This is a genomic window from Neobacillus sp. Fa239 (assembly GCF_055395235.1).
Map to the genome: position 1 here is coordinate 4498430 of NZ_AP041611.1, position 21454 is coordinate 4519883.

The window sequence follows — 21454 nt, forward strand, 5'->3', positions numbered from 1 at the left end:
CTACTGTTTTTAATCATTTATTTCGCAAATCGATGATGACCGATTGTTGTTGTAACCGGGCGCGAGAAAATCCATTTGCTTGTTGATGTTTTTGGATTATAGAAATAGATCGAACCTTTTCCCTTGCCATAAAACGCCAATGCTTCATTTACAGCTTTTTTAGAAGCTGCATCTGCTGCTTGATTTATACTTCCATTCTGAACAGGCGTAAAGGCATAATGGCCTGAATGGACTTGATAAACAATTCCTTTAATCGTATTAGGGAATTTCGAGCTGGTTAATCGGTTCAAAATGACAGTTGCAACAGCAACCTTCCCTGCATATGGTTCACCTTTTGCTTCTGCATGAACAAGACGTGCCATTAAATCCTTATCTGTTGCAGAGATCATAGAATTTGGAATGACCATCGTGTGCCCTGCATATAAGGGTTTCGAATGATTTGCCGCCATTAAGCTTTTTATAGGAACACCGAATCCTTTTGCTATTTTCCAGTATGATTCACCATATTGCACTTTATGTGTGGTCGTTGCTGCTTCAGATTGATTTGCTATAGTAAATGCTGACATGGATAATATTAATCCTGTTGCAATCATAAGTTTTTTAAGTTTCTTCAAGTTTTAAAACCTCCCATTTCTCTCGGTCGTTTCTCTAACATTAAGACTATCAAATGTAACATTCCCATTCATTACCCAATAATTGGAACGTATAATTGAAGAATGTTTTCACTTGATATAAAAGCTTTTCTTAAAGGATTGGAATTATAGTCCAATTTAGATATGAAACCTAATAATTCCTTTAAAAGAAAATGGAGGATGAATTTTTACGTTATATTACAGGAATGTAACATGATTGATGGTATAAACGTCACGAATCCGTCAACATTCATTATCGATTTATACAGGCTTTCAGTTCATTCATTTTGAAATAATAAAGATAGAAACAGTTTTTTATTTATAATTATTATTATTTAATATTGACTTTCATCTTTGTTTTCTATATTATAACAATTATAAAAAGATATTAATTTTTAGGAGGGAAATAAAATGTCCAAGCATGAAATTATTGTCTATAGCAGTACCGGCTGTCCCTACTGTGAAAAAGTAAAATCAGCCTTGAAGGAATGGGGCTTTGAATACGAAGAACGAAATGCATCTATACATAAAGAATATTTTGATCAGTTAAAGGAAAAGAAGATTTATGGTACCCCTGCTACCTTTATTAATGGCAAGCTTGTATTGGGCTTTCAAGAGAAAAAGTTTAAAAAGCTTTTGGAGCTTTCTGATGAGGAAACACCAGTTAAAACAAAAGAAAGTACAAAGGTCGAAAGTGCTGACGCTATTTTCCGGCCAATCAATGATCAAATCCTTACGGAAGTATTTGATTTCGTTACAATTGGCGGCGGACCTGCCGGGGCATCTGCAGCCGTGTATGCGGCACGCGGAAAATTAAAAACACTTGTAATCGATAAAGCTCCAAAGGCCGGGACCCTTGCCATCACTCATAAAATTGCCAATTACCCTGGAGTTCGCGAGGAATTGACGGGTCTTGAGCTGTTATCAAGAATGCAGGCTCAAGCAAAGGATTTTGGTGCAGATTTTGTTCGGACAACAGTCCTTTCGGTCGATTTTTCAAATGAAATTAAAGAAATTGAAGTGGCTGAAGGAACCATTAAAGCAAAAAGTATCTTTATTGCAGTTGGTGCGAAAGCCCCGTCCGGTAAAATTAATGGGGAAGAAGAATTTACAGGCCGTGGTGTCAGTTATTGTTCGACCTGTGATGCGGCTTTTTATCAAGACCAGGTTGTTGCAGTTGTTGGTGACAATGAAGAAGCCATTCATGAAGCCGAGACACTTGCAAAATATTGTAAAACTGTGAAATTATTAATTCCAACTGAAAATCTAAAAGGCGATGCAGATTTATCCATGTTGGAAAATAACCCGAAGATTGAAATTTACCGGCGCCATCGGTTAAAAGAGATTCGTGGGACTCAAAGCGTTGAGGAATTAATCATTTTGACCGATAAAAAAGAAGAACAAGTATGGGGAATCGATGGTGTTTTCTTATACCTTGGCGGGATGAAACCCGGAACAGATTTCTTAAGAGGTTCCGTTATGAGAGACGAGGAAGGCTATATTATGGTCGATGACCATCTTCGTACAAGCGCAGAAGGTGTATTTGCAGGCGGCGATGCGAGAAGAACACCGATTAAGCAGGCCGTCATCTCGGCAGCTGATGGAGCAATTGCGGCATTAAGTGCCGAACAGTATGTCAACAAACGGACTAAATTGCGACCACAATATAGTTAAAAATGTTCATAAATTTAAACTGACTCCAAATCGAGTCAGTTTATTTATTTTTCACAAATATTTTTTTACATCTTTCTACAGTTTCAACCATTGTCCATAACACAATCCTGTAAACAAGCATAGATTATTATGAACAACCATAGGAGGTGATATTTAATGACTGATGGACATCACAGCAACTTTGCGTTAATCGTTGTATTGTTTATCCTTTTAATCATTGTCGGTGCTGCTTTCATGGGTGGAATGTACTAATATTCCTTCCGAATATCCTTCGTTATAAAAAGGGAGCGGAAAACAGCTTTGTTTCACCGCTCCTTTTTATATTTTTCTGCTGCTCATAAAAAGTGGATCTTTGATCTTTTTTTTGATGAAATGAAACAAAACAATTAACAAGACCGATGCAGTAGGATATGTGGGAATGGAATAATAAAACTTCCAGCCAGTGTAGGTCAAGACATGGTTTTTGACGCATAACCATTCAAAAAAAAGTGAAAATCCAGTCCAGCCAATAATATACCAAATGGTTTTCTTCCCATAGAGCTCAAACTTATCATAGCCGTACAAAAAAAGTAACGAGGCACATGGATACATAATTAAATGAAAGATGGCTGCAGAAGCCTCATAGGATGAATTATCGGAAAAATAATAAAGTTTGAAAGGAGTGCCAGCAAGAAAATAATCAATGGATGCAACAAATACGATATTAAACACCCAAATAATAGTGACTAAAATAGGAGGAAAGTAATTTCTTATAAGGTAAAACAAACTGAATATAATAGTCGATGATATTAAAATAAAATATTCATTCCAATCAATTATAAAATTCATACCCTCACTCCCCCTTTATATAGAATTCTTCGAAAGAACTTCATAAATCCAAATAAAATGAAAAGAGCACCCAACCAAAAAACAAAGGTCCACCAAATATGCCAATTTTCATGGATCAGAACGCGCAACAAATCTGCAGCCCATTCCATTCCTGCCAATAGTAATGTAAAACCGATGATTAATAAAAATTTTTTCAAAAATGAACTTGCAAAGAGAAAAAAGTGAAGAAAACTTACCATTATCAATGGAAAGAGTACCAAACGGTTAAGCACATGTGCTAATTGATAGCTAATCTTATCAGGAATAATTAAAGTCTTATAATTCATGTAGCAAACGGCGGAAAAATTTTGAAAAAGGTATGAAGCAACCATCCAATAAACTAATATTTCAAGGATATGAAGGTTTGTTTTTTTATTTTTAACAAAAAGAAATAGAGCAATAATATTCAAGATGATATAAAAAATAAGGACCATCTTTTATTACTCCTTTTGGGTCATTTTTATCCTATCATTTTAGCTTGTTCAATCTATAAATTTTTATTTAATTATTGCGGACAACACAAGCTGGAAAAATAAGCAAACTGTCCGTAACAATGGCTCTCACGGACAATACATCCTGGAAAAATAAGCATACTGTCCGTTACAACGGCTCCAACGGACAACACAAGCTAATAAAATAAGCATACTGTCCGTTACAACGGCTCTGACGGACAACACAAGCTAAAAAAATAAGCACACTGTCCGTTACAACGGCTCTAACGGACAATTCAAGCTGGAAAAATAATCATACTGTCCGTTACAACGGCTCTAACGGACAACACAAGCTAAAAAAATAAGCATACTGTCCGTTACAACGGCTCTAACGGACAATTCAAGCTGGAAAAATAAGCATAATGTCCGTAAGCTTTCATCAGTTCCTCCAATTGATTATTTGCTACTCCTATTCTTTGCCAAATTATAATTATCATGAAAAACATTAAAAGAAAATAAACATAAAGTGTATGTAATTTTTGAAGGGAGGCAGACAATGGTTAATCAAGGCCATGGAGGAGTCGATCCTACCAATCAAATGTTAATTGCCCCTGAATCATTTGCAGCGAAACCTGAATCATTAACTGAACAACTCTTTATTGAGAGATCCTTAGTAGAAAATAAATTTTGGCTGCGAATTATGAAAGAGCACTCATACTTTTTGGGTGAAGGTTTTAGCCGAAAAGACAAGCACCTGATTCAACAAACCGATCGTTTTTATCATTATTTTGAGGAACAGGAAAAACGGGCCTACCAAACGCCCAATAATGTCACGGCTGTCCGAAAGTTAAACGAGGATTCGATTAATCTTGTTGCAGGGTTGCGGAACTTCAAAAGGAATCTCCTCATTCTTATTATCAATTGTAAGGTTACCGGCTTTAACTTCCCTCTGCTTGTCGATCATATTGCCCGTGAAGCAGAATATTTTATGAGAACGTTGAAAAAATTCAATGAAGGAATCTTAGATCCAATCCAGGATGCGATAATTAAAGAAAATGTATTTTGGCTAAAGATCATGATGGAGCATTCCAGATTTATAGCCTCACTTCTTGATCAGTCTGAACGGAATTTAGTAAGAGCTGCGTTGAAATTCGGGGATGATTTTGAAGTGCTGCTGAACCAGGCCAGGGACGTCGAATCTATGCTATACAAGAAAAAGCCTACCTATCCAATCATTGGCAAACTGAATAAAGACAGCGAAACGGCTGCACAGGAAATCCGGGCCTTTAAGCAGGCGGGATTAGATTTTATCAAAAATTGCCAAATCAAAAATATCATTGATCCTCTTTTAGCCGACCATGTCGTAAGAGAGGCAGATCATTTCTTACAAATGGTGCACATTTTAGAGGCAAGATTAAAAGCCAAGCAGCAGGAAGAATTAAGCCATTAAAAAAGAGACTATTGGATAGTCTCTTTTTTAATGCTTCGGGCAAGAACCACCAAGCATAGGGTAATAATCGTAAAAGCAACAAAGGCCATCATCGGAATCGTAATAAATCCCAGCCAGTTTAAATAATCCTTCGAGCATGGAACCCCGGACGTGCACATTTCAAATTGCTGCAGATAAGGAATTTTTTGCAGGATTGTATGGTAGCCTGAAATCAACATTCCGATAATGGATAATGGTAAAACATATTTGTAAATACCATTATCATTTCGATAAACGGCAATGCCTAAAATAATCGCTAAGGGATACATGAAAATTCTTTGGTACCAGCATAATGTACAAGGGATAAAATGACGAACCTCACTAAAATACAAGCTGCCAAGTGTCGCAATAATAGCAGCAAGCCAGGAAATCGTTAAGGGTTTATTCATCTTATTTCCCCTTTGCCGCTTTATTTACCATGTTCATCAAATCATCTATAGTCGTTCCTTGAAACATTTTCCCATTCACAAAAATGGTTGGTGTTCCCGTTACGCCAAGCATATCGGCATAGTCTTGATCCTTTTGCCATGCCGCCTTTGATTTACCCGCATCAAAGTATTTAACCACCTTGTTTACATCGCTCTCACTAGCCACTTCTTTTAAAGTTTTAACTAGGAAATCTTCAGTATAAACGTCCATCTTTTCATATTTACTTTCTGAAGGCTGTTTCTTATAGAGAAGCTCGTGGAATTTCCAAAAAGTATCGTTACCTAACTCATGGTAGACTGCTTCGGCAAATTGGGCAGAACGCGTTGAGTCTACATTGATAAAGGCATCATTCATAAAATATAATTTAGCTTTACCGGTATCAATCAAGTCCTTTTGGATCAGAGGCACGACATTCTGGCCAAAATTTTTACAATTCGGGCACTTATAATCACCAAATTCAATAATGGAAACGGGTGCTGAAGCTTTTCCGAGATACGGCTCGTTAGTATAATCAATTTTCGGTTTGGAAGCTGAATTTGTACTTGGCTGTTGTTTTTGATGATTGCCTAAAAAAATTAAGCCAAGAATACACACGGCGACTAAGCCGATTACCCAGAAGGTAAACTTTGAGGATGAATTCACATTTTTAGTGTTTTTTTTGTTATTGGCCATATACCATACTCCTCTTATTGATACTTTCTTCTTTATACTTGCTTAAATTTTACTAAAGTTCTTTATTATTGCAAATGAAAATACTCTTCATTCAAAAAAGTGCCATAAATGAATGGCACTTTTTTGTGTTTGGCAATGTGAAACCAGTATGTTGATTTCCGCTCCACTAAGGAAATCTTCCTAGAATTATCATCGCAGTGACAGGCTGCCTTTTGCCTGTCACGAGGATGCTCGCTTTCCGCGGGGCGGGCGGTGAGCCTCCTCGGCGCTTAAGCGCCTGTGGGGTCTCACCTGTCCCGCTGCTCCCGCAGGAGTCTCGCACCTTCCGCTCCAATCAACATCGTGCAAAATGAACAAAGAACTTTCACATTATCTTGTGTTTTTAAAATTCCATGCAAAGATAGCTCAGTGTTCCAAATTGATAACCCCTAAAAATGACCTTGGCATTTTCCAAACCGTTTCCACTTCCGATGGCAATGAGAAAAGGAATAAAGTGTTCTGGTCGTGGGACGGCTAGCTTGGCATTTGGAGCTGATTTTTCATAATCGAAAAGACCAGGCAAATCTTGATTGTTTATTTTTTCTAAAAGCCAATCATCAAATTCAACTGCCCATGGTTCTGGCTCTGATTGGTTCCATTTTATGATTCGTAAATTATGAACGGTAACACCGCTGCCAATAACCAAAATGTCTTCTTTTCCGAGGCTCCTTATTGCCTCACCAATTTGATACTGCTTTTCAGGTGCCAAAAAAGGATTAACTGATAGCTGGACAACCGGAATATCTGCGTTGGGATACATTTTCGATAACATCGTCCAAGAACCGTGGTCAAGCCCCCTGCTTGTATCAAATTGAGCAGAAATTCCCTGCGCTGTAAAAAGATCTTTTAAATGCTGCGCCAGCTTTCTTGATCCTTTCGCAGGATATTTAACTTCATAGAGCTCTGGTGGAAACCCGTAGAAATCATAAATGGTTTCATAGGTTTCATCCATGGATGAAATCGATAAATTTTCGGTTTCCCAATGGGCGGTAAAAATCACGATGGCCTTTGGGTTATACTGTTGACCCAAATTTTCTAAAAATCGGGTGTAGCTAGTATCTTCTATTGCTAACATAGGCGAACCATGTGCTAAAAACAAGGATGGTAGCATGTCTTTCACCTCATCAATTCAGTTACTTTATGTAACTAACTATAATTATGTAATACATTTATGTCAAGTAACTAATTGTTAAAATGTAATGTCTTTATGTATAATATGACTATCGAGGTGATAGAACATGATTCCATCAAAATTGTGCCCCAAATTTGAAAAAGCTATGAAAATACTTAGCCAACGCTGGTCTGGCCTAATCATTTATCAACTATTAACAGGCCCACAGCGATTTTGTACAATAGAAGCTTCCCTACCTGTCAGCGGTAGGGTTTTATCTGAACGGTTAAAGGATCTGGAGCAAGAGGGTATTGTGAAAAGGGATGTTTTTCCGGAAACGCCAGTAAGAATTGAATATTCGTTAACAGAAAAAGGACTGGCCATCGAACCGGTTTTGAGGGAAATGGAAAAATGGTCACAAGTGTGGATGAAATAATAAAGCATGCAGAAGTAAGACTGCATGCTTTTCTAATGTCTTTAACAATCATTAAGGATGCACGGTAGTATGCCCGTGGTGGACCCCATAACCTGGATAGTAGCCAGTATGGCCATGATGGTAACCATATCCAGGATAATAGCCTCCATGGCCATGATGATAACCATAACCAGGATAATAGCCTCCATGGCCATGATGGTAGTCATATCCAGGATAATAGCCTCCATGGCCATGATGGTAGTCGACTGGAACAGGATAGTATCCACCGTGTCCGTGATGATATCCATGATCAGGATAATATCCTCCGTGTCCATGATGGATATCATGAACGGGAGCACCTTGAATTCCTTGCATTTGTCTATCCATTTTTATCTCCTCCTCAAATTAGCTGCAAAATAGTGTATGTGTCTATATTCATGGAGGAATAGATTTCTGCCTATATAACATTGTTTTTTAGATCAGTTGTGTGGATATAGAAAAAACACATGAATCTTTTTTATAAATATTCTACATTACTTTTGATAAAATAAAATGAATACATATTTCAAGGAGAGTTTATGATGACAAAATTCAATGGGTATATTGGAACCTATACAAAAGGTGATAGTAAAGGAATTTATTCTTTTACCTTGGATACAGCAAATGCAAAAATTTCAAATGTAAAAGTGGCTGCAGAGTTAGGTAACCCTACATATGTAAACATTAGTGAAGATAATCGCTATCTCTATTCGGTAGTAAAAAAAGGAGACGAAGGCGGTGTCTCTTCCTACTCAATTAATGCCACTAATGGAGAACTTACCTTCATTAATTCGCAGCTTGCATCAGGCTCCTCACCCTGCCATGTGAGCATGGCACGTAATAATCAACTGTTATTTAGTGCCAATTATCATAAGGGCACTGTTGATTCTTATTTGCTAGATTCAGAAACAGGCTCCATTCAGCCCCCTGTTTCTGTTATTCAGCATGAAGGATCCGGCCCAGATCCACGGCAGGAAAAACCGCATACACACTATGCCGGTATTACACCTGACGGAAAGTTTTTGGCGGTGGTGGAATTAGGGATAGATTCGCTGATAACCTACGCTGTAAAAGAGGATGGAACATTATCTGAGGTCAGCCGATTAGATACACCTCCCGGCAGCGGCCCAAGACATCTGGCTTTCCATCCAAACAATAGGTTCGCATATGTGATGACCGAGTTTAGTTCTGAAGTAATCTTTTTAACATATGAAGAGGGCCATTTTACAGCAAAACAGTATATTTCCACACTTCCAGATGATTTTAAAGAAAATAACCAAGGTAGTGCGATTCATCTTTCAGCAGATGGTCATTTTGTTTATGCAGCCAATCGCGGACATAACAGTATAGCAGTGTTCAGAGTGAATGAGGAAACCGGCGAGCTTAGTTTTGTAGAAAGAGTGTCTTCAGAGGGTGCCTGGCCGCGTGATTTTTCAATTGACCCGACTGGCAAATTTGTCATTGGTTCGAATCAAGAATCCGGGAATCTTGTATTATATGCGAGGGATGGAGATACTGGAAAACTAACCATGCTGGCTTCTGATATTGAGGTTCCATATCCGGTTTGTGTCAAGTTTTTACACTACTAAAGGAAAGCCAAGAATGAGGCAATCAGGCTCATTCTTGGCTTTTTAATTTTTGGATGTGAGACATTTTACTTTCAGTTTATGAAAAAGGAAATTAAAGACATAATAAAAAAAGAAATTAAGTTTTATGAGGTGTTTCAAGTGAGCTTTTTCTTTGAGCACGATTCTCTTACAGTAACGGAATGGGTTTTACGAGCAGCCGTCACCTTTTTCTTCATGGTCATTGCAGCAAAAGTCATGGGGAGTCGCTCCATTTCCCAATTAAGATTGCTTGATTTCATTATCGCCCTTATGTTAGGAAACATTATTGCCCATCCATTATCTGACGAAAGTCTTGGTATGACAGGATCTTTAGTCTCAACTATCGTCTTGATTGTTTTATATATGGCAGGAGTATTCTTAACCTTAAAATGGACAGGGTTTCGAAAAATGATTGATTCAGATCCGTTTCCACTCATTAAAAATGGCGAGATTCTTTATAAAGGCTTAAAGAAAGCAAGAATTTCTCTTGATTATTTATTGGCAGAATTAAGGAAGGAAAAAGTCGTAGATGTTAAAAAAGTTGCATTGGTACTATGGGAAGCTGACGGGAGCATGTCGATTTTTTTGGATCCGCAGTATGCAGCGGTTACACCATCGACGTATCAATTGAAAACGGAGGCATTTGATTTTCCCAAAACGGTTATAAAAGAGGGGAAAATAAACTTGCAGGAGCTTCAGCGGATTAATAAAGAGGAAGGATGGCTGGTTGATACACTTAAAAATCAGCATCAGACCGTGGTGGAAAATGTATTGCTTGGGACGATTGATAGTAAAAGTAACATAAAAGTCTTTCTGTATAACTAGTACCTTACTCTTTGTGGTACTAACTTCAATGACTTGAGTGAAAAATTATGCACTTATTAAAGGTAAAAAAAAGAGGCCGTAATAGGCCTATCATGATTGTAGGAAATCTCTAATTTCATCAATTGAAATTCCTAATTTTCGTGCTTCACAAATGAGGGCTAACCATTCTTCATCTAATTCTTTTTCAGTTTTTACCGGAGTGTTTACTGACACACAAATAGCCTCCAAAATTAGGCAACCCAGCGATCAATAGCAATAAAATTACCTTAGACCTGTGGCTTTGCGTCCCTGACTTTCGCGCAGGTTTGCTTTTATCATATGTAGTGATAAAGCACTAAATAAATATTACTAATGTAATAATACTATATATCTTTCTAATACTGATTGGAAAAAATTCCAAAAATTTCGACATAAATTGTAAGGGATATGTCAAAAAATGTCTTAATGCTTTAAAGCAATAAACTATGTTAAATAACAAACCACTACATATAAGATTTATTATAAATCCTGTGTGTAGTGGCTCATTCTCCACTCAATAATAAACTGCCAGAATTATATACCGATTGCAAAAGCAATTAGGTAAGTTAACGATAAACTCTGTAAAATTTATGGTTTTTACTTTTCTCTTTTTCTTTTTCTAAAAAAATCTTAAAATCATCTTTAGTTATATCAGATTTCATTGCTTCTTTTACTAACTCAATCCATTCATTAGGTAGTTCAAACTCATTTTTTATCATAGTTCCCCCTCCATTTAAGACAGATTTATTGTAAATTAGAAAGCATTTAAGAGTAAAACTACATCCAATATAACTTTCGAAACATAACGGCTTATTTTTGGGGTATCAAATTAAATGAAAAATATGTAATAGGAAATTAATGTAGCTCTCAGGTTGTGAAATTATGTAGTTGTTAAATAATTGTCTATACAAGGACATCTTGTACCATCATCTCTTTACAAAATAGCTTGGTAGTATCAATATGGCTTTTTTACGTGCTTAATGTTGAGTTAACAATATATATCAATTATAATGTTCTTTAAACAGAACATCTTATTTCCCTCTAAATCCTCCCAGTACAATAATTTTGTGTCTGTTTAAAAGGAGTAAACAATGACTGAAATACATCCAAATCAGCAGACGCTGAATCGTCGTACCTTTTTAAAGAAATCTGGAAAATTGTTTTTAGGCTTACTAGCAACAGGGATGGTTACGGGGACCTATTCATTTAAAATAGAACGGTTTTGGTATCAAATAAAAAATGTCACTTTGCAAATAAACAACCTTCCTAAAGCTTTTGTTGGTTGGAAGATTGTTCAATTTAGTGATGTGCATTTAGGGTTTCATTATGGAGTTAAGGATTTCCAACCAGTTATTCGGATGATCAACAGCTTAAATCCAGATATTATTTTCTTTACGGGAGATCTTATACAAATTGGCAATAATGAACCTGAAAAAGCTATTCCATTACTTAAATCATTAAAGGCACATCGAGGGGGAAAATGGGCTGTCATTGGAAACCATGATTTCTATACGAAAGATAACGTAATTCAAGCTTTACAAAACTCACAGTTCAATGTGTTAGTGAATAATCGCGATTTTATCGAGAGTAATCAGCAGCGTCTTTATATTGCAGGCATCGATGATGTAATGTATGGTGCTCCAAATATAAAAAAAGCAGCGGACGGTCTAACCAATGAGGATTGTGTGTTGCTGCTTGCTCATGAACCTGATATTGCCGAAGAGAGTATAAAACATCCTATAAGCGCACAGTTTTCAGGACACTCACATGGGGGACAAGTTCGGATACCTTTTTATGGTCCCATTATTAGGCAGGAGCTTGCCCACAGATATTCAGATGGGTTTTATGAGGTTGGGAAAAGGAAGATGCCTTTATATGTGAATCGAGGGATTGGTACAACTGGGTTGGCCGTTCGATTGTTTTGCAGGCCGGAGATTACGATGTTTCATCTATCCTGAATAATAAAAAAAAGGCATGCGTCCGGTTGAATACCGAAATCATGCCAAGAAGCCACCTAATATTAATGTCCATATTTTTAAGGTCCGATCAAAAAGCTTAAAGACGCTTTCAATATGTAATTTAATCAAATCTAATGGCAATACCATTCTTTCCATATATTTGCTGAGCTTTTACAACCCTCATCATTGCCAAAGCTTCCCGTTATATTCTTACATTGATCGTCGTCCCCGCCATCACCATTACTCCCACCACAAAACCAGTTCCAAAAACAGCCGAACCAATCATCATTGTAACTATTAGAATAACTCCCATTGTTGTTAGTGGTATTTTGAACAGTGGCAATAGTTGATTGACTATTAAAGCTTGTTAAAAAGGTAGAAATCAACTGGAGAATCCCAGTGTTGGAATTTGATTGAGTAGTGTTTGATGCGGCGAAAGCAGATGTTGGGATTATTAATGAACACGTAAATATGGATATAAAAATAAGATTTTTAATTCGATTCAAGTTTGCAGGTTACCTCCTTCCTTTTCGCAGTTTCTTATTGGAGAAAAAATCGTTCTTTATTAAGGATTATAAGATTATTTACTTTATCTGTAAAGATATTTCTTCGTATTACGTAAATTTTTAAAAACGTTATATGAGATCATTTAGGGGCATTTTCGATTTTTTAACGAAATCAATTTACTCATTCTATTCCTATATAAAAGCAAATAAAGTTTTGAAGTTGAAAATTCCTCATACCCTCTCCCTAACTGCGCCACGGCATCCATTCTAGATGGAAGGAACCATTGAATAAGCTCTAGCAAACTATGTTTCCCCAAGTCATAACTGAAAAATTTAAGATTTAAAAAATGAAAATATTTTTTTACACCTCTATCACGATATTTCCAAGATACCTTTACAATTTTATATGGGAATTTTTTCACTGCCTCTAAATGAGGAAATTGCTGATAAACAATCGATAAGATCCTTGTGATCCTTGTTAAGGTTTGGTGGGAAGCTGATAACTTCATTAGAAGATCATAATCAATTTCATCCTTTTTTTTGTAAATGATTTGCATAATATCTAAAAAATATTTCATAGATTCTAAATTATGCTGCCAACCATGCAAGCAAATCGTATAAAAAGTATAAAGGTCGGATAATTCCTTTATATGGCGGAAAGATCCAACCGGCTTCGATTGCTCCCAAACATCATTCATATCCAGGCTGGAGGATTTCTCTTTGATTATCGCCCAATGCAGTTCAACACCTAAGGGAATCGCTGAGTGAGGCAATGGCTTATCAAAGCTGCAATGGAAATGGTCCGGCACTTCCGCCTCTTCATCGGTAAACCCCAGCTCTTTGACAATCCGAATCGCTTTGTCTAGCTCTTCCCCCCTAACTAATAAATCTATATCAGAAGTTATTCTAGAGCCTAAATGGCCGAAAAATTTCTCAGCTAAATAGACTCCCTTTAGAGGAATAACGTCAATTCCTGCCTTTTCAAAGGCCTGAAGGATCTGATCCATTTGATTTTTGATAAAAATATTTTGGTACAATCCTTTTGTGTATTGTTCTTTTAAGAATTTTTGAAAGAACTCTGGAGTTTGCTCAAGTCTACCTTGTTGTTTTAGTAAAAAATAGATTTGGGATGAGATTCCATCCCGTTCAATTTCGGTGAGAACGGTGTGAAAATCCTGTGGAAGTGGCAGGTGAGGGTTGTATAGAGCTTTTATAAGGTCAATGATCATTTTCTCGCACCACCTGTTAAGATTTTGAAACCAAGGATAATGCCCTAGTTTTAAAAGAAGTCTGATATAGATTTCGGTACAATCCATTTTGATTGATTAACTCTGCATGCGTTCCGCGTTGGACAATTTTTCCATTATCGATAACAAGGATGAGATCAGCACTTTGAATCGTCGACATACGATGAGCAATAACTATTGTCGTTCTCCCCTCCATCAATAATTCTAGCGCCTCTTTTACATAGTATTCGGTTTCTCCATCCAATGCAGAGGTCGCTTCATCCAATAAGAGAATGGGTGCATCCTTTAATATAGCCCTGGCAATGGCCAATCTTTGTTTCTGTCCGCCAGATAACCTGATTCCATTTTCCCCTACCTCGGTATCATATCCCTTCGGAAGCGAAACGATAAAATCATGGATTTCAGCATTGATAGCGGCCTCTACCATTTCTTTATCGCTAATATTAGGACGAGCAATTAGGAGATTATCACGGATGGTACCGGCAAATAGAAATGTTTCTTGTGGAACATGGGCAATCGAGCTTCTTAATTTTGAAGCGGTTAACTCATGAATCGAGCGCCCTGAAAATTGTATTTCACCTGATTGCGGCTTGTAAAATCCTTGCAGAAGATTAAATAAAGTACTTTTTCCAGCTCCGCTTGGACCGACAAGCGCTATCACTTTTCCAACGGGAATTTTCAAATCAAAATGCTCAAATACCTTTTTATTTTCCTCATAGCCGAAAGTAACATTTTCAAACTGGATAGATTCTAAATCATCCAAGGCGGGTGAAAATGAGGGCAAATCAGGATAATCGGCCGGCTTTTCCGCAACATCCAGAACTCGCTCCAGAGCCGCAATTGATCGCTGAAACCCTGCCCAGACTGATGCTATGCCGGTGATTGGATAAAATAGATGGTTGACTAAATTAAGAAATGTTAGTAAAGCCCCCACAGTTAATACACCTTTTGAGACAAAAAGGGCCCCAATGGACAGATTTACGATAAAGGTAATCAGGCCAATGACCTGCTCACCAGCGTTATATATGCTTTGAAGTTTCGCATTTTGTAATTCTAATTGTAAAAGTTCTTGATTTTGTCTTGTGTACTTATTATATTGAAGCTTTTCAAGAGTAAAGGAGCGAATCACCGTAAAGCCATGAAAGGTCTCATTTAAATGACTATTAATTTTACCGATCAGGCTGTGAATCAATCTGCTATTTTTTCGAAGCATTAAGCCAACGATACCTGCGGAAACTGCAGCAATCGGAGCAATCATTAAACTAACTAAACAAAGGGTCAAATTTATATGTACCAAATAGATAAAAACAACGATATAAATGATCGGCAGCCTAAGAAGACTTAGCAGACTGCTGCCAATTACACCATCAACATTTTGAATATCATTGGAAAAATGGGACATTAATTCCCCTGAACGAAGAACAGAAGCTTCCCTTGAGGGGAGCCTTAAAATATGGTGGAAAAAGTTGTTTTTTACATCCATTTCCACACCATTTGTCGCAATCAGATTGCAATATGTATAGGAGACATTTGAGGTGATACTGATAAGAATGAGAATAGCGACATATGGAACTAACGATAAAATCTGGTGGTAGCCGCCATGTATAGCTGCATCCGTGATTTGACCATAATATTTGGCGAATGCAATAGTTAAGTATATATCTACTCCCAGTAAAAAAAGAATGATGAGATATGATTTCCAGCGTCTCAATATAAAGGGCATGATAAAAGAAAAGGTCCGCTTCATTTCTTTCATGTTAAAATACTGTTTTTGTAGGGAATAAAACTTTTCCTTCATAATTAGACACTCCATGCCGGATTAATATTGAAACTTAAGTTTCAATTGTAAATATTTTCGTAAAATAACTGATATAACAGGAAAGCTTAGAATCAATCTTCCCCATAGATGGGCATATGAACGATTGGGCGTTATTATTTTATTCTGTTTTTTGACGCTAACTAACTTTCCTAAAATACAATTTTCCGTGATAGGCTGATCACAGCTGAGGTTCGTATCACCCTTTAATAGGAACAAAGGATTATTGTTCATATGGTTTATTCCAACAAGACGATGGGCAATTAATTGACCTGCATGGGTGAATAAAATGACATCACCTTTTTTTAATGTAGAACGCTCATATGAAACAAAGCGACACAGATTGCCTTGTCGGATAAACGGAAACATACTGTTTCCAGTTGAGGGGATCTCAAGCCAACCGTTCTTTGTAATGGTATTTTTGAGCAACTGAAAGGTTTGTTCATCAATCAACATGTACGATCAGCCCGCATTCAACCAGATTCATTAAAAATTCCGTTATATCCTTTTTAATCTGCACCTCTGAATCAGTCGTTAAAAAGTTATCAACAATTGACTCCGTAAGAGTATCTACTGTTTGGGGATTTTCTAATAATGACCAACAATGTCCACCCACATCATTTAATTTGGTGATCATATATTGATCGGTATTTAAAATGATCCATTCCCCATCCAGTTCTGTTGCTTCATAATTATCTTTTTGAATATATTGAGTCATCATGATATTAACTCCCAAAATGTATTATTTTTTTGAAAGTAAAGCTCATATACCGGAACATTTTTCACTAAGCAAGTCAAAAGCCTCAAAATAGTTTTGGTTTCTTCCTGACAATTAGGCCAAAAGAACACTTTATCCATTAAATGAAAAAGCGCATCCGACTTTCCTACACGAATTCGTTTGTTTTGAAGTGCCTGATTAAGAAGTTGAACACTAGCTAATTCCACATTTCCAGCGAATTGGTCCGCTTCAAGTTCACTGCGAAATGGTGAATTAAATACCTGTACACCTTCAGTTGAAATTTTTACAAGTGTCGCCTCATCTGAAAGCAAATCTCGCGGATAGGAAAGTTTTGCAACGGTTGATTTTCCTGCCCCAGATTGACCGGCAAATATATGGGCCTTGCCCTTTTCAATGACGCATGAAGAATGAATTAATAGACCCCAATTATGGTGTACAATGAATGAACTATATAAATTGGTTAAGGCATGCTTCAATGCGAAATCATTGTAAACAGAAATAGTGGCACCCTTAAAATCTGAATCTACTTCAATAAAATAATCGGCTCGTCGATAGAAGACTTTGTCGTTATGTTTAGTGATTTCAACTTCATAATCCTTGAAGGGAACCCCATAGCCTTCATTAATCTGGATCGTTATATCACTTTTTTGGTTTTCATCATTACCTAGGATGAGGTAATTCTTTTCGAAAAATTGTTTAAGAGTACTAGATTCACAACTTAATTGAATAATATGGTCTCCAATTTTTGTTATCATTTTGGGCTCCTAATGGAATTTTAGACAAACTTTTGAAAGGGAAGCTAATCAAAATATCCCGTTAGACTTCCCCAACATATTTTAGTACTAGTTAACATTCGGATTACACTGACCAATTCCTCCGCTGCTGCCATTTGTATCTCTTTTTCCGGTGTTATTTTTCCCATTTCCCGTTCCGGCTCCACATGGCTGAGGGTTTGGATTCTTTCCTATTGGAAAATTAATGCCGCCATTTCCATCGGAACCTGGATTATTACCTTTCCCTGGATTCCAACAATGCCTTGTTTCAAACCGAATAAGTTGATGGCTTAAGACCTTCGGTCTTGTATAAACCTTTTCTGCTATCACTATTTCACCTCCTTGGTGCATTGTAGTTCATTATAAAGAACATTCAGAACAAAAAAATTTATTTACTTTAATGATGAATTTCTTTACTTAAAATTAAATCTACATCTCTATCTGAAAATTATAAAGCATTTTCCGTTCCATTTAAAGAACATTGATTCGACATATTTTTTATTTTTAAAATTTTAATTCTTCTTAGAGTCTTTAAATAAACTTATATTTTTGCATTAATTAAGACATTTATCATTTGCTCAGAATAAGGATAATCCGACTCTTGAAACTGATTTATAACTTTATTTAATTCGTAATTTACTCTTACAATAGATGTTTGAAAACCGCCATTTTCTATATGAACTAAGGCATAGGATGATTTCGCCAATCCATCGAATGGCAGACCAACACTTCCTAAATTAATTATACTTTTACCATTAATGTATCGAATAAATGGCTTATGGATATGCGCATATAAATATATACCCGCTTCATTTTTCATCATTTTTTCTTCTAAATTTTGATCACTTTCATTCGAAAGAATTACCTCAAATAAACTATCTGGAGTGGCATGATAGGCATGAATTTAAATGCCTTCTATTTCTAGCTTTAGTTCTGAAGGTAAAGTAACTAAATAATCTAAACTTCCTTCATCAAGTTGAGATACGGTCCACTCTCTTTCTCTATTCATCATGTCAAAAACACTATCGGGTACCTCTCCGTTGTTAATGCCACGGACCACCCATTCATCCGCATTTCCTTTGATAACCTCAAGTTTGTAAAGAGCGAACTAACTCAAGCGATCTTTTGGGTTCAGGTCCCCTAAAACAGATATCACCAAGCACAAAGACTTTATCGACTTCATTGTTTTTAATATCATTTAACACTGCTTCAAGGGCAACAGCATTTCCATGGATATCGGAAATAAACGCAAGTTTCACTATTCACACCTTCTTAAAAAAGTTTAGTTACATCTATTAGTTACCAACAATCAAAATAATAAACTTTTATTTAATCATGAGGATAGGTAGCTTTGATTTTTAGCCTTATCATGCTTTTTCCGAAGAGTTAATAGATATGAAAGACCACTGCACTCCATTATAGTTAAAAGAAGACAAATAAAAAACTGACCATTACCCATGTGCGAAGTACTCCAGTTTAAGAAAAAAAGATTCATTTTGATGAACAGAATATGAGTAAAATACGTTACAATGCTAAAAAAATTGAGAGCTTTATGATAGAACTGTACCGTTTGGCTTTTAATATTGAGGACTCCGTAAAAAAGCAGCAATGTGTTAGGAAGAATACTAAAAGCCATTGTGTATTCGGTGCTCCACTTGGCAAATCGTAAAAGAAAAAAGGTTTCAAAGCAAGATACAAAGATAGCAAAGATGAGAAGATTCTTTATTTTTATCTGCAAAAACTTTTCTTCATAATTTGCTAATACAACACCAACCAACACAAATGTAAAGCCATTACCGAAATACCCTCTTATAAACATTGCCAAATATTCCACATACCGAGGATTAAGAAAAGTTAGATTATCTGTTATTTCTTCAAATGATCCACGTAATGTCCCCGATGTAAATTGGCTTAAAAGGAACCCAAGGAGTGCGAGAATTACCCCCAGATGCAGAAGGTCTTTCTGATTAAACCAAAAGGCTGCCCCTATTCCAAAGATTAATGGCGGGATAAACCAAAATTGCAGATAGGGCCCATTTAAAATAATCGTCATAAATAAAATCTTCGCCTGGAAGAAAAGATTATTGAATGTAAAACCCTTGTGTATTATTTCCGGAATAGTATTTTCAAATATAAATAGAAGACAAAAGAAACCATACAAAATAAGAATCCATTTTAGATATCTCTTGACATAATTACGCGGATTTTCCGCGTGCGACCATCCCTTATGAGCCAAAAATCCTGCAATTATATAGAAACAAGGCACAACAAAAGAAAGGATATTAATGATAAACCGCAGCTGTTGGTCCGGCATGGCAACAATACCAATATAGAGCCACCCGTGATCGAGCAAGACAAGAAGAGCACCCACGAATTTAAAAATGGTAATTCCCGGATAGTATCTACGCATATTCTTTTTGTACCCCTATCTGATCTAAAGCAATTGTTTGTATCTCAGAAATAGCAACCTTACCCGTTGAGAAAATTGGAAATTCGTTAAGAAATACGAAATATTTTGGGATTTTAAAAGCTGATAAATGTGGAATAAGATTGGAGCTCAATTTTTCAGCGGTCAGATTGGAGTCTCTTTCAGTGATAATACAAGCACAAATCTGCTCACCATACAACTCATCTGGAATCCCAACCACTATCGCGTCATCAATATCCTTATGTTTTAACAAAACATTTTCAATTTCAACGGGTGATACCTTTTCTCCACCCCGCGAAATAATTCGATTTAGTCTCCCTACAATTATCAATTGTCCTTTTTCGTCCAAAAATCCCAGGTCTCCTGATTTATACCATCCATCTTCTGTAAAGCGATTCATATCTTTGTTATTCTTGGCATATCGCATTACTCTGTAGCTTCTAATTGCAATTTCACCGTGCTTATTTACCAACAAAACTTCCCCTGTATTTTTATCTAAAATTTGTACCTCAACATCCCTATCCACCTTACCTGCAATACTATATTCACTCTTTTCTATATCCTTTTGATATATCAACCCGCTCAATACATTTGTAGACTTAAATATATTGAACAATAATGATAATAGCAAGTTGTTTTTTGAACCAAAAAAATAGGTACCATTTGCAACAGGACCTGCTTCGGTCGATCCATAGCCAGTTACTAAAAAGAGAAGGTGCAATTCACGAGTGACTTTTTCTACAAAATTACGATTGACTGGTGCTGCTCCACAAGCCAAACCAAATAGTGATGACAGATCATGCTGGGCCCGACTGGGAGATGTAAGCATTTGCAATATCATAAATGGTGTTCCAACCAAAATGCTGCATTTTTCCTTTGCAATGACAGCTAAAGCGGTAACGGGGTTATAGTGGCTAATCATAGTGATTTGAATATTACATGACTTCAATGATGAAAATAGAGTGGACACTCCCCCCAAATGGTATAATGGCATTAAATTCATTAGTGAAAAATGTCGGGTAATCTTGTCACATATCCTCATCATGAACATCGTTAGCTTTCCATGTTCCTTTTTATCATTATTGGAAAAGAGAAAGGAAGCTGTGGAACGGAGAACTCCTTTCGGATGTCCGGTAGTCCCGGAAGTATAAAGAAGTAAAAATGGATCCTTGGCTTGATTCAATTGACAAGCAATAATAAAGTCGTGTTCTGTCTTTTTCCGACCATATTGAATTAATTCTGAAATCGTTCGAAAAGGAGTAGAAATCCTTGATTGTTCATCAAGGACAAAAATATTAGATGGAATCCATTGGCTGTCAGAATCCTTGGCATTATGGTCTGAGATAATTTCACTTAATATTGTTGGATAATGCAAATGTTGACCCTTTGTGCCAATTATCATCATGACAGGTCTTGAATCATTAAGGTAAGTTTTCAGTTCATTCTTCTTGGTATATGTATTAAGAGGGACAGCCACAGCCCCAACACAAGCAGCTGCATACATCGAAAGAATCAACTCAATCCTTCCCTCCATTAGCAGGGCAACCCGATCACCTTTCTTAACCCCTAACTGCAAGAACCCCTTTGCCAACTGCTGAATCTCACTCCAAACTTTGGACCATGAATAAATTTGTTGAAGTTCAGGAAATCTGTAGGCAATATCCTGAGCTGAGTGTTTTGCCCTTTGGTAAAGTAAATCGGGAATCGTGTCCCTATTAAACTGGTTTATTTTCGGCATT

The 21454-nt window shown here is 36.6% G+C and carries 25 protein-coding genes, 1 pseudogene and 1 riboswitch; of the genes and pseudogenes, 7 read left to right on the forward strand and 19 right to left on the reverse strand.

Features of this window, described 5'->3' with window-relative positions:
• Positions 1–17: 17 nt before the first annotated feature.
• Entirely contained in the window at positions 18–614 is a 597-nt protein-coding gene (locus ACZ5XR_RS22310; RefSeq protein WP_464498673.1) for a cell wall hydrolase, read from the reverse strand.
• Between the two features lie 429 nt (positions 615–1043).
• Between ACZ5XR_RS22310 and ACZ5XR_RS22315 the strand changes: the two genes are divergently transcribed.
• Together ACZ5XR_RS22315 and ACZ5XR_RS22320 are read left to right on the forward strand one after the other, a co-directional pair.
• Positions 1044–2306, forward strand: a complete 1263-nt coding sequence (locus ACZ5XR_RS22315; RefSeq protein ID WP_464498674.1) for an FAD-dependent oxidoreductase — start codon at positions 1044–1046, stop codon at positions 2304–2306.
• Between the two features lie 156 nt (positions 2307–2462).
• Positions 2463–2558 (forward strand): YjcZ family sporulation protein, encoded by a 96-nt coding sequence (locus ACZ5XR_RS22320; protein ID WP_464498675.1) that lies wholly within the window; start codon positions 2463–2465, stop codon positions 2556–2558.
• A gap of 66 nt (positions 2559–2624) precedes the next feature.
• On the opposite strand, the gene ACZ5XR_RS22325 is transcribed toward ACZ5XR_RS22320, so the two are convergent.
• Entirely contained in the window at positions 2625–3134 is a 510-nt protein-coding gene (locus ACZ5XR_RS22325; RefSeq protein WP_464498676.1) for a hypothetical protein, read from the reverse strand.
• Positions 3131–3607: a hypothetical protein gene (locus ACZ5XR_RS22330; RefSeq protein WP_464498677.1), complete on the reverse strand. Its 477-nt coding sequence runs from the start codon at positions 3605–3607 to the stop codon at positions 3131–3133. Before ACZ5XR_RS22330 ends, ACZ5XR_RS22325 begins: the two co-directional genes overlap by 4 nt.
• A gap of 553 nt (positions 3608–4160) precedes the next feature.
• Here ACZ5XR_RS22330 and ACZ5XR_RS22335 point away from each other — a divergent pair.
• Positions 4161–5054, forward strand: coding sequence for a DUF2935 domain-containing protein (locus ACZ5XR_RS22335; RefSeq protein ID WP_464498678.1), 894 nt, complete (start codon positions 4161–4163; stop codon positions 5052–5054).
• Between the two features lie 8 nt (positions 5055–5062).
• On the opposite strand, the gene ACZ5XR_RS22340 is transcribed toward ACZ5XR_RS22335, so the two are convergent.
• From ACZ5XR_RS22340 to ACZ5XR_RS22350, 3 genes are all read right to left on the reverse strand, one after another.
• Positions 5063–5482: a disulfide oxidoreductase gene (locus ACZ5XR_RS22340; RefSeq protein WP_464498679.1), complete on the reverse strand. Its 420-nt coding sequence runs from the start codon at positions 5480–5482 to the stop codon at positions 5063–5065.
• Between the two features lies 1 nt (position 5483).
• Positions 5484–6194: a DsbA family protein gene (locus ACZ5XR_RS22345; RefSeq protein ID WP_464498680.1), complete on the reverse strand. Its 711-nt coding sequence runs from the start codon at positions 6192–6194 to the stop codon at positions 5484–5486.
• A 382-nt stretch (positions 6195–6576) separates the two neighbouring features.
• Positions 6577–7344 (reverse strand): dioxygenase family protein, encoded by a 768-nt coding sequence (locus ACZ5XR_RS22350; RefSeq protein WP_464498681.1) that lies wholly within the window; start codon positions 7342–7344, stop codon positions 6577–6579.
• A gap of 127 nt (positions 7345–7471) precedes the next feature.
• On the opposite strand from ACZ5XR_RS22350, the gene ACZ5XR_RS22355 reads away from it, so the two are divergent.
• Positions 7472–7780, forward strand: coding sequence for a winged helix-turn-helix transcriptional regulator (locus tag ACZ5XR_RS22355; RefSeq protein WP_464498682.1), 309 nt, complete (start codon positions 7472–7474; stop codon positions 7778–7780).
• 51 nt (positions 7781–7831) lie between these two features.
• Here the strand turns inward: ACZ5XR_RS22355 and ACZ5XR_RS22360 are convergent, their stop codons facing one another.
• On the reverse strand, positions 7832–8146 hold the full coding sequence (locus tag ACZ5XR_RS22360) for a hypothetical protein (protein ID WP_464498683.1): 315 nt from the start codon (positions 8144–8146) through the stop codon (positions 7832–7834).
• Positions 8147–8340: 194 nt separating this feature from the next.
• On the opposite strand from ACZ5XR_RS22360, the gene ACZ5XR_RS22365 reads away from it, so the two are divergent.
• Positions 8341–9387: a lactonase family protein gene (locus ACZ5XR_RS22365; RefSeq protein WP_464502406.1), complete on the forward strand. Its 1047-nt coding sequence runs from the start codon at positions 8341–8343 to the stop codon at positions 9385–9387.
• A gap of 138 nt (positions 9388–9525) precedes the next feature.
• Complete coding sequence (locus ACZ5XR_RS22370) at positions 9526–10230, forward strand: DUF421 domain-containing protein (protein ID WP_464498684.1); 705 nt, start codon at positions 9526–9528, stop codon at positions 10228–10230.
• A 90-nt stretch (positions 10231–10320) separates the two neighbouring features.
• Here the strand turns inward: ACZ5XR_RS22370 and ACZ5XR_RS22375 are convergent, their stop codons facing one another.
• Both ACZ5XR_RS22375 and ACZ5XR_RS22380 read right to left on the reverse strand, forming a co-directional pair.
• Complete coding sequence (locus ACZ5XR_RS22375) at positions 10321–10443, reverse strand: anti-repressor SinI family protein (protein WP_464498685.1); 123 nt, start codon at positions 10441–10443, stop codon at positions 10321–10323.
• 17 nt (positions 10444–10460) lie between these two features.
• Positions 10461–10550, reverse strand: a riboswitch (cyclic di-GMP riboswitch).
• A 264-nt stretch (positions 10551–10814) separates the two neighbouring features.
• Entirely contained in the window at positions 10815–10967 is a 153-nt protein-coding gene (locus tag ACZ5XR_RS22380; protein ID WP_464498686.1) for an anti-repressor SinI family protein, read from the reverse strand.
• A 372-nt stretch (positions 10968–11339) separates the two neighbouring features.
• Here ACZ5XR_RS22380 and ACZ5XR_RS22385 point away from each other — a divergent pair, with 372 nt between their 5' ends.
• Complete coding sequence (locus tag ACZ5XR_RS22385) at positions 11340–12206, forward strand: metallophosphoesterase (protein ID WP_464498687.1); 867 nt, start codon at positions 11340–11342, stop codon at positions 12204–12206.
• A 131-nt stretch (positions 12207–12337) separates the two neighbouring features.
• Here ACZ5XR_RS22385 and ACZ5XR_RS22390 read toward each other — a convergent pair whose 3' ends face one another.
• The 10 genes and pseudogenes from ACZ5XR_RS22390 to ACZ5XR_RS22435 form a co-directional block, all read right to left on the reverse strand.
• Entirely contained in the window at positions 12338–12712 is a 375-nt protein-coding gene (locus ACZ5XR_RS22390; RefSeq protein ID WP_464498688.1) for a hypothetical protein, read from the reverse strand.
• Between the two features lie 143 nt (positions 12713–12855).
• On the reverse strand, positions 12856–13941 hold the full coding sequence (locus tag ACZ5XR_RS22395) for a nucleotidyltransferase family protein (protein ID WP_464498689.1): 1086 nt from the start codon (positions 13939–13941) through the stop codon (positions 12856–12858).
• A 16-nt stretch (positions 13942–13957) separates the two neighbouring features.
• Positions 13958–15757, reverse strand: a complete 1800-nt coding sequence (locus ACZ5XR_RS22400; protein ID WP_464498690.1) for an ABC transporter ATP-binding protein — start codon at positions 15755–15757, stop codon at positions 13958–13960.
• 21 nt (positions 15758–15778) lie between these two features.
• Entirely contained in the window at positions 15779–16231 is a 453-nt protein-coding gene (locus ACZ5XR_RS22405) for a signal peptidase I (RefSeq protein WP_464498691.1), read from the reverse strand.
• On the reverse strand, positions 16221–16496 hold the full coding sequence (locus ACZ5XR_RS22410; RefSeq protein WP_464498692.1) for a PqqD family protein: 276 nt from the start codon (positions 16494–16496) through the stop codon (positions 16221–16223). Before ACZ5XR_RS22410 ends, ACZ5XR_RS22405 begins: the two co-directional genes overlap by 11 nt.
• On the reverse strand, positions 16493–17269 hold the full coding sequence (locus ACZ5XR_RS22415) for a hypothetical protein (RefSeq protein WP_464498693.1): 777 nt from the start codon (positions 17267–17269) through the stop codon (positions 16493–16495). The genes ACZ5XR_RS22410 and ACZ5XR_RS22415 overlap by 4 nt, the downstream gene beginning before the upstream one ends.
• An 87-nt stretch (positions 17270–17356) precedes the next feature.
• Positions 17357–17617: a hypothetical protein gene (locus ACZ5XR_RS22420; RefSeq protein WP_464498694.1), complete on the reverse strand. Its 261-nt coding sequence runs from the start codon at positions 17615–17617 to the stop codon at positions 17357–17359.
• A 211-nt stretch (positions 17618–17828) separates the two neighbouring features.
• Positions 17829–18546: pseudogene (locus ACZ5XR_RS22425) on the reverse strand (metallophosphoesterase family protein).
• A 74-nt stretch (positions 18547–18620) separates the two neighbouring features.
• Entirely contained in the window at positions 18621–19697 is a 1077-nt protein-coding gene (locus tag ACZ5XR_RS22430; protein WP_464498695.1) for an acyltransferase family protein, read from the reverse strand.
• On the reverse strand, positions 19690–21453 hold the full coding sequence (locus ACZ5XR_RS22435) for a class I adenylate-forming enzyme family protein (protein WP_464498696.1): 1764 nt from the start codon (positions 21451–21453) through the stop codon (positions 19690–19692). The genes ACZ5XR_RS22430 and ACZ5XR_RS22435 overlap by 8 nt, the downstream gene beginning before the upstream one ends.
• Position 21454: the final 1 nt, after the last annotated feature.

Excerpts from the sequence above, each read along its gene's own strand:
- ACZ5XR_RS22355 (WP_464498682.1), top strand. The coding sequence starts at position 7,472 with ATGATTCCATCAAAATTGTGCCCCAAATTTGAAAAAGCTATGAAAATA.
- ACZ5XR_RS22315 (WP_464498674.1), top strand. The coding sequence starts at position 1,044 with ATGTCCAAGCATGAAATTATTGTCTATAGCAGTACCGGCTGTCCCTAC.
- ACZ5XR_RS22435 (WP_464498696.1), bottom strand. The coding sequence starts at position 21,453 with ATGCCGAAAATAAACCAGTTTAATAGGGACACGATTCCCGATTTACTT.
- ACZ5XR_RS22345 (WP_464498680.1), bottom strand. The coding sequence starts at position 6,194 with ATGGCCAATAACAAAAAAAACACTAAAAATGTGAATTCATCCTCAAAG.
- ACZ5XR_RS22410 (WP_464498692.1), bottom strand. The coding sequence starts at position 16,496 with ATGATGACTCAATATATTCAAAAAGATAATTATGAAGCAACAGAACTG.
- ACZ5XR_RS22350 (WP_464498681.1), bottom strand. The coding sequence starts at position 7,344 with ATGCTACCATCCTTGTTTTTAGCACATGGTTCGCCTATGTTAGCAATA.
- ACZ5XR_RS22365 (WP_464502406.1), top strand. The coding sequence starts at position 8,341 with ATGACAAAATTCAATGGGTATATTGGAACCTATACAAAAGGTGATAGT.
- ACZ5XR_RS22415 (WP_464498693.1), bottom strand. The coding sequence starts at position 17,269 with ATGATAACAAAAATTGGAGACCATATTATTCAATTAAGTTGTGAATCT.
- ACZ5XR_RS22360 (WP_464498683.1), bottom strand. The coding sequence starts at position 8,146 with ATGGATAGACAAATGCAAGGAATTCAAGGTGCTCCCGTTCATGATATC.
- ACZ5XR_RS22335 (WP_464498678.1), top strand. The coding sequence starts at position 4,161 with ATGGTTAATCAAGGCCATGGAGGAGTCGATCCTACCAATCAAATGTTA.
- ACZ5XR_RS22405 (WP_464498691.1), bottom strand. The coding sequence starts at position 16,231 with ATGTTGATTGATGAACAAACCTTTCAGTTGCTCAAAAATACCATTACA.
- ACZ5XR_RS22330 (WP_464498677.1), bottom strand. The coding sequence starts at position 3,607 with ATGGTCCTTATTTTTTATATCATCTTGAATATTATTGCTCTATTTCTT.
- ACZ5XR_RS22340 (WP_464498679.1), bottom strand. The coding sequence starts at position 5,482 with ATGAATAAACCCTTAACGATTTCCTGGCTTGCTGCTATTATTGCGACA.
- ACZ5XR_RS22385 (WP_464498687.1), top strand. The coding sequence starts at position 11,340 with ATGACTGAAATACATCCAAATCAGCAGACGCTGAATCGTCGTACCTTT.
- ACZ5XR_RS22380 (WP_464498686.1), bottom strand. The coding sequence starts at position 10,967 with ATGATAAAAAATGAGTTTGAACTACCTAATGAATGGATTGAGTTAGTA.
- ACZ5XR_RS22395 (WP_464498689.1), bottom strand. The coding sequence starts at position 13,941 with ATGATCATTGACCTTATAAAAGCTCTATACAACCCTCACCTGCCACTT.
- ACZ5XR_RS22400 (WP_464498690.1), bottom strand. The coding sequence starts at position 15,757 with ATGAAGGAAAAGTTTTATTCCCTACAAAAACAGTATTTTAACATGAAA.
- ACZ5XR_RS22325 (WP_464498676.1), bottom strand. The coding sequence starts at position 3,134 with ATGAATTTTATAATTGATTGGAATGAATATTTTATTTTAATATCATCG.
- ACZ5XR_RS22430 (WP_464498695.1), bottom strand. The coding sequence starts at position 19,697 with ATGCGTAGATACTATCCGGGAATTACCATTTTTAAATTCGTGGGTGCT.
- ACZ5XR_RS22320 (WP_464498675.1), top strand. The coding sequence starts at position 2,463 with ATGACTGATGGACATCACAGCAACTTTGCGTTAATCGTTGTATTGTTT.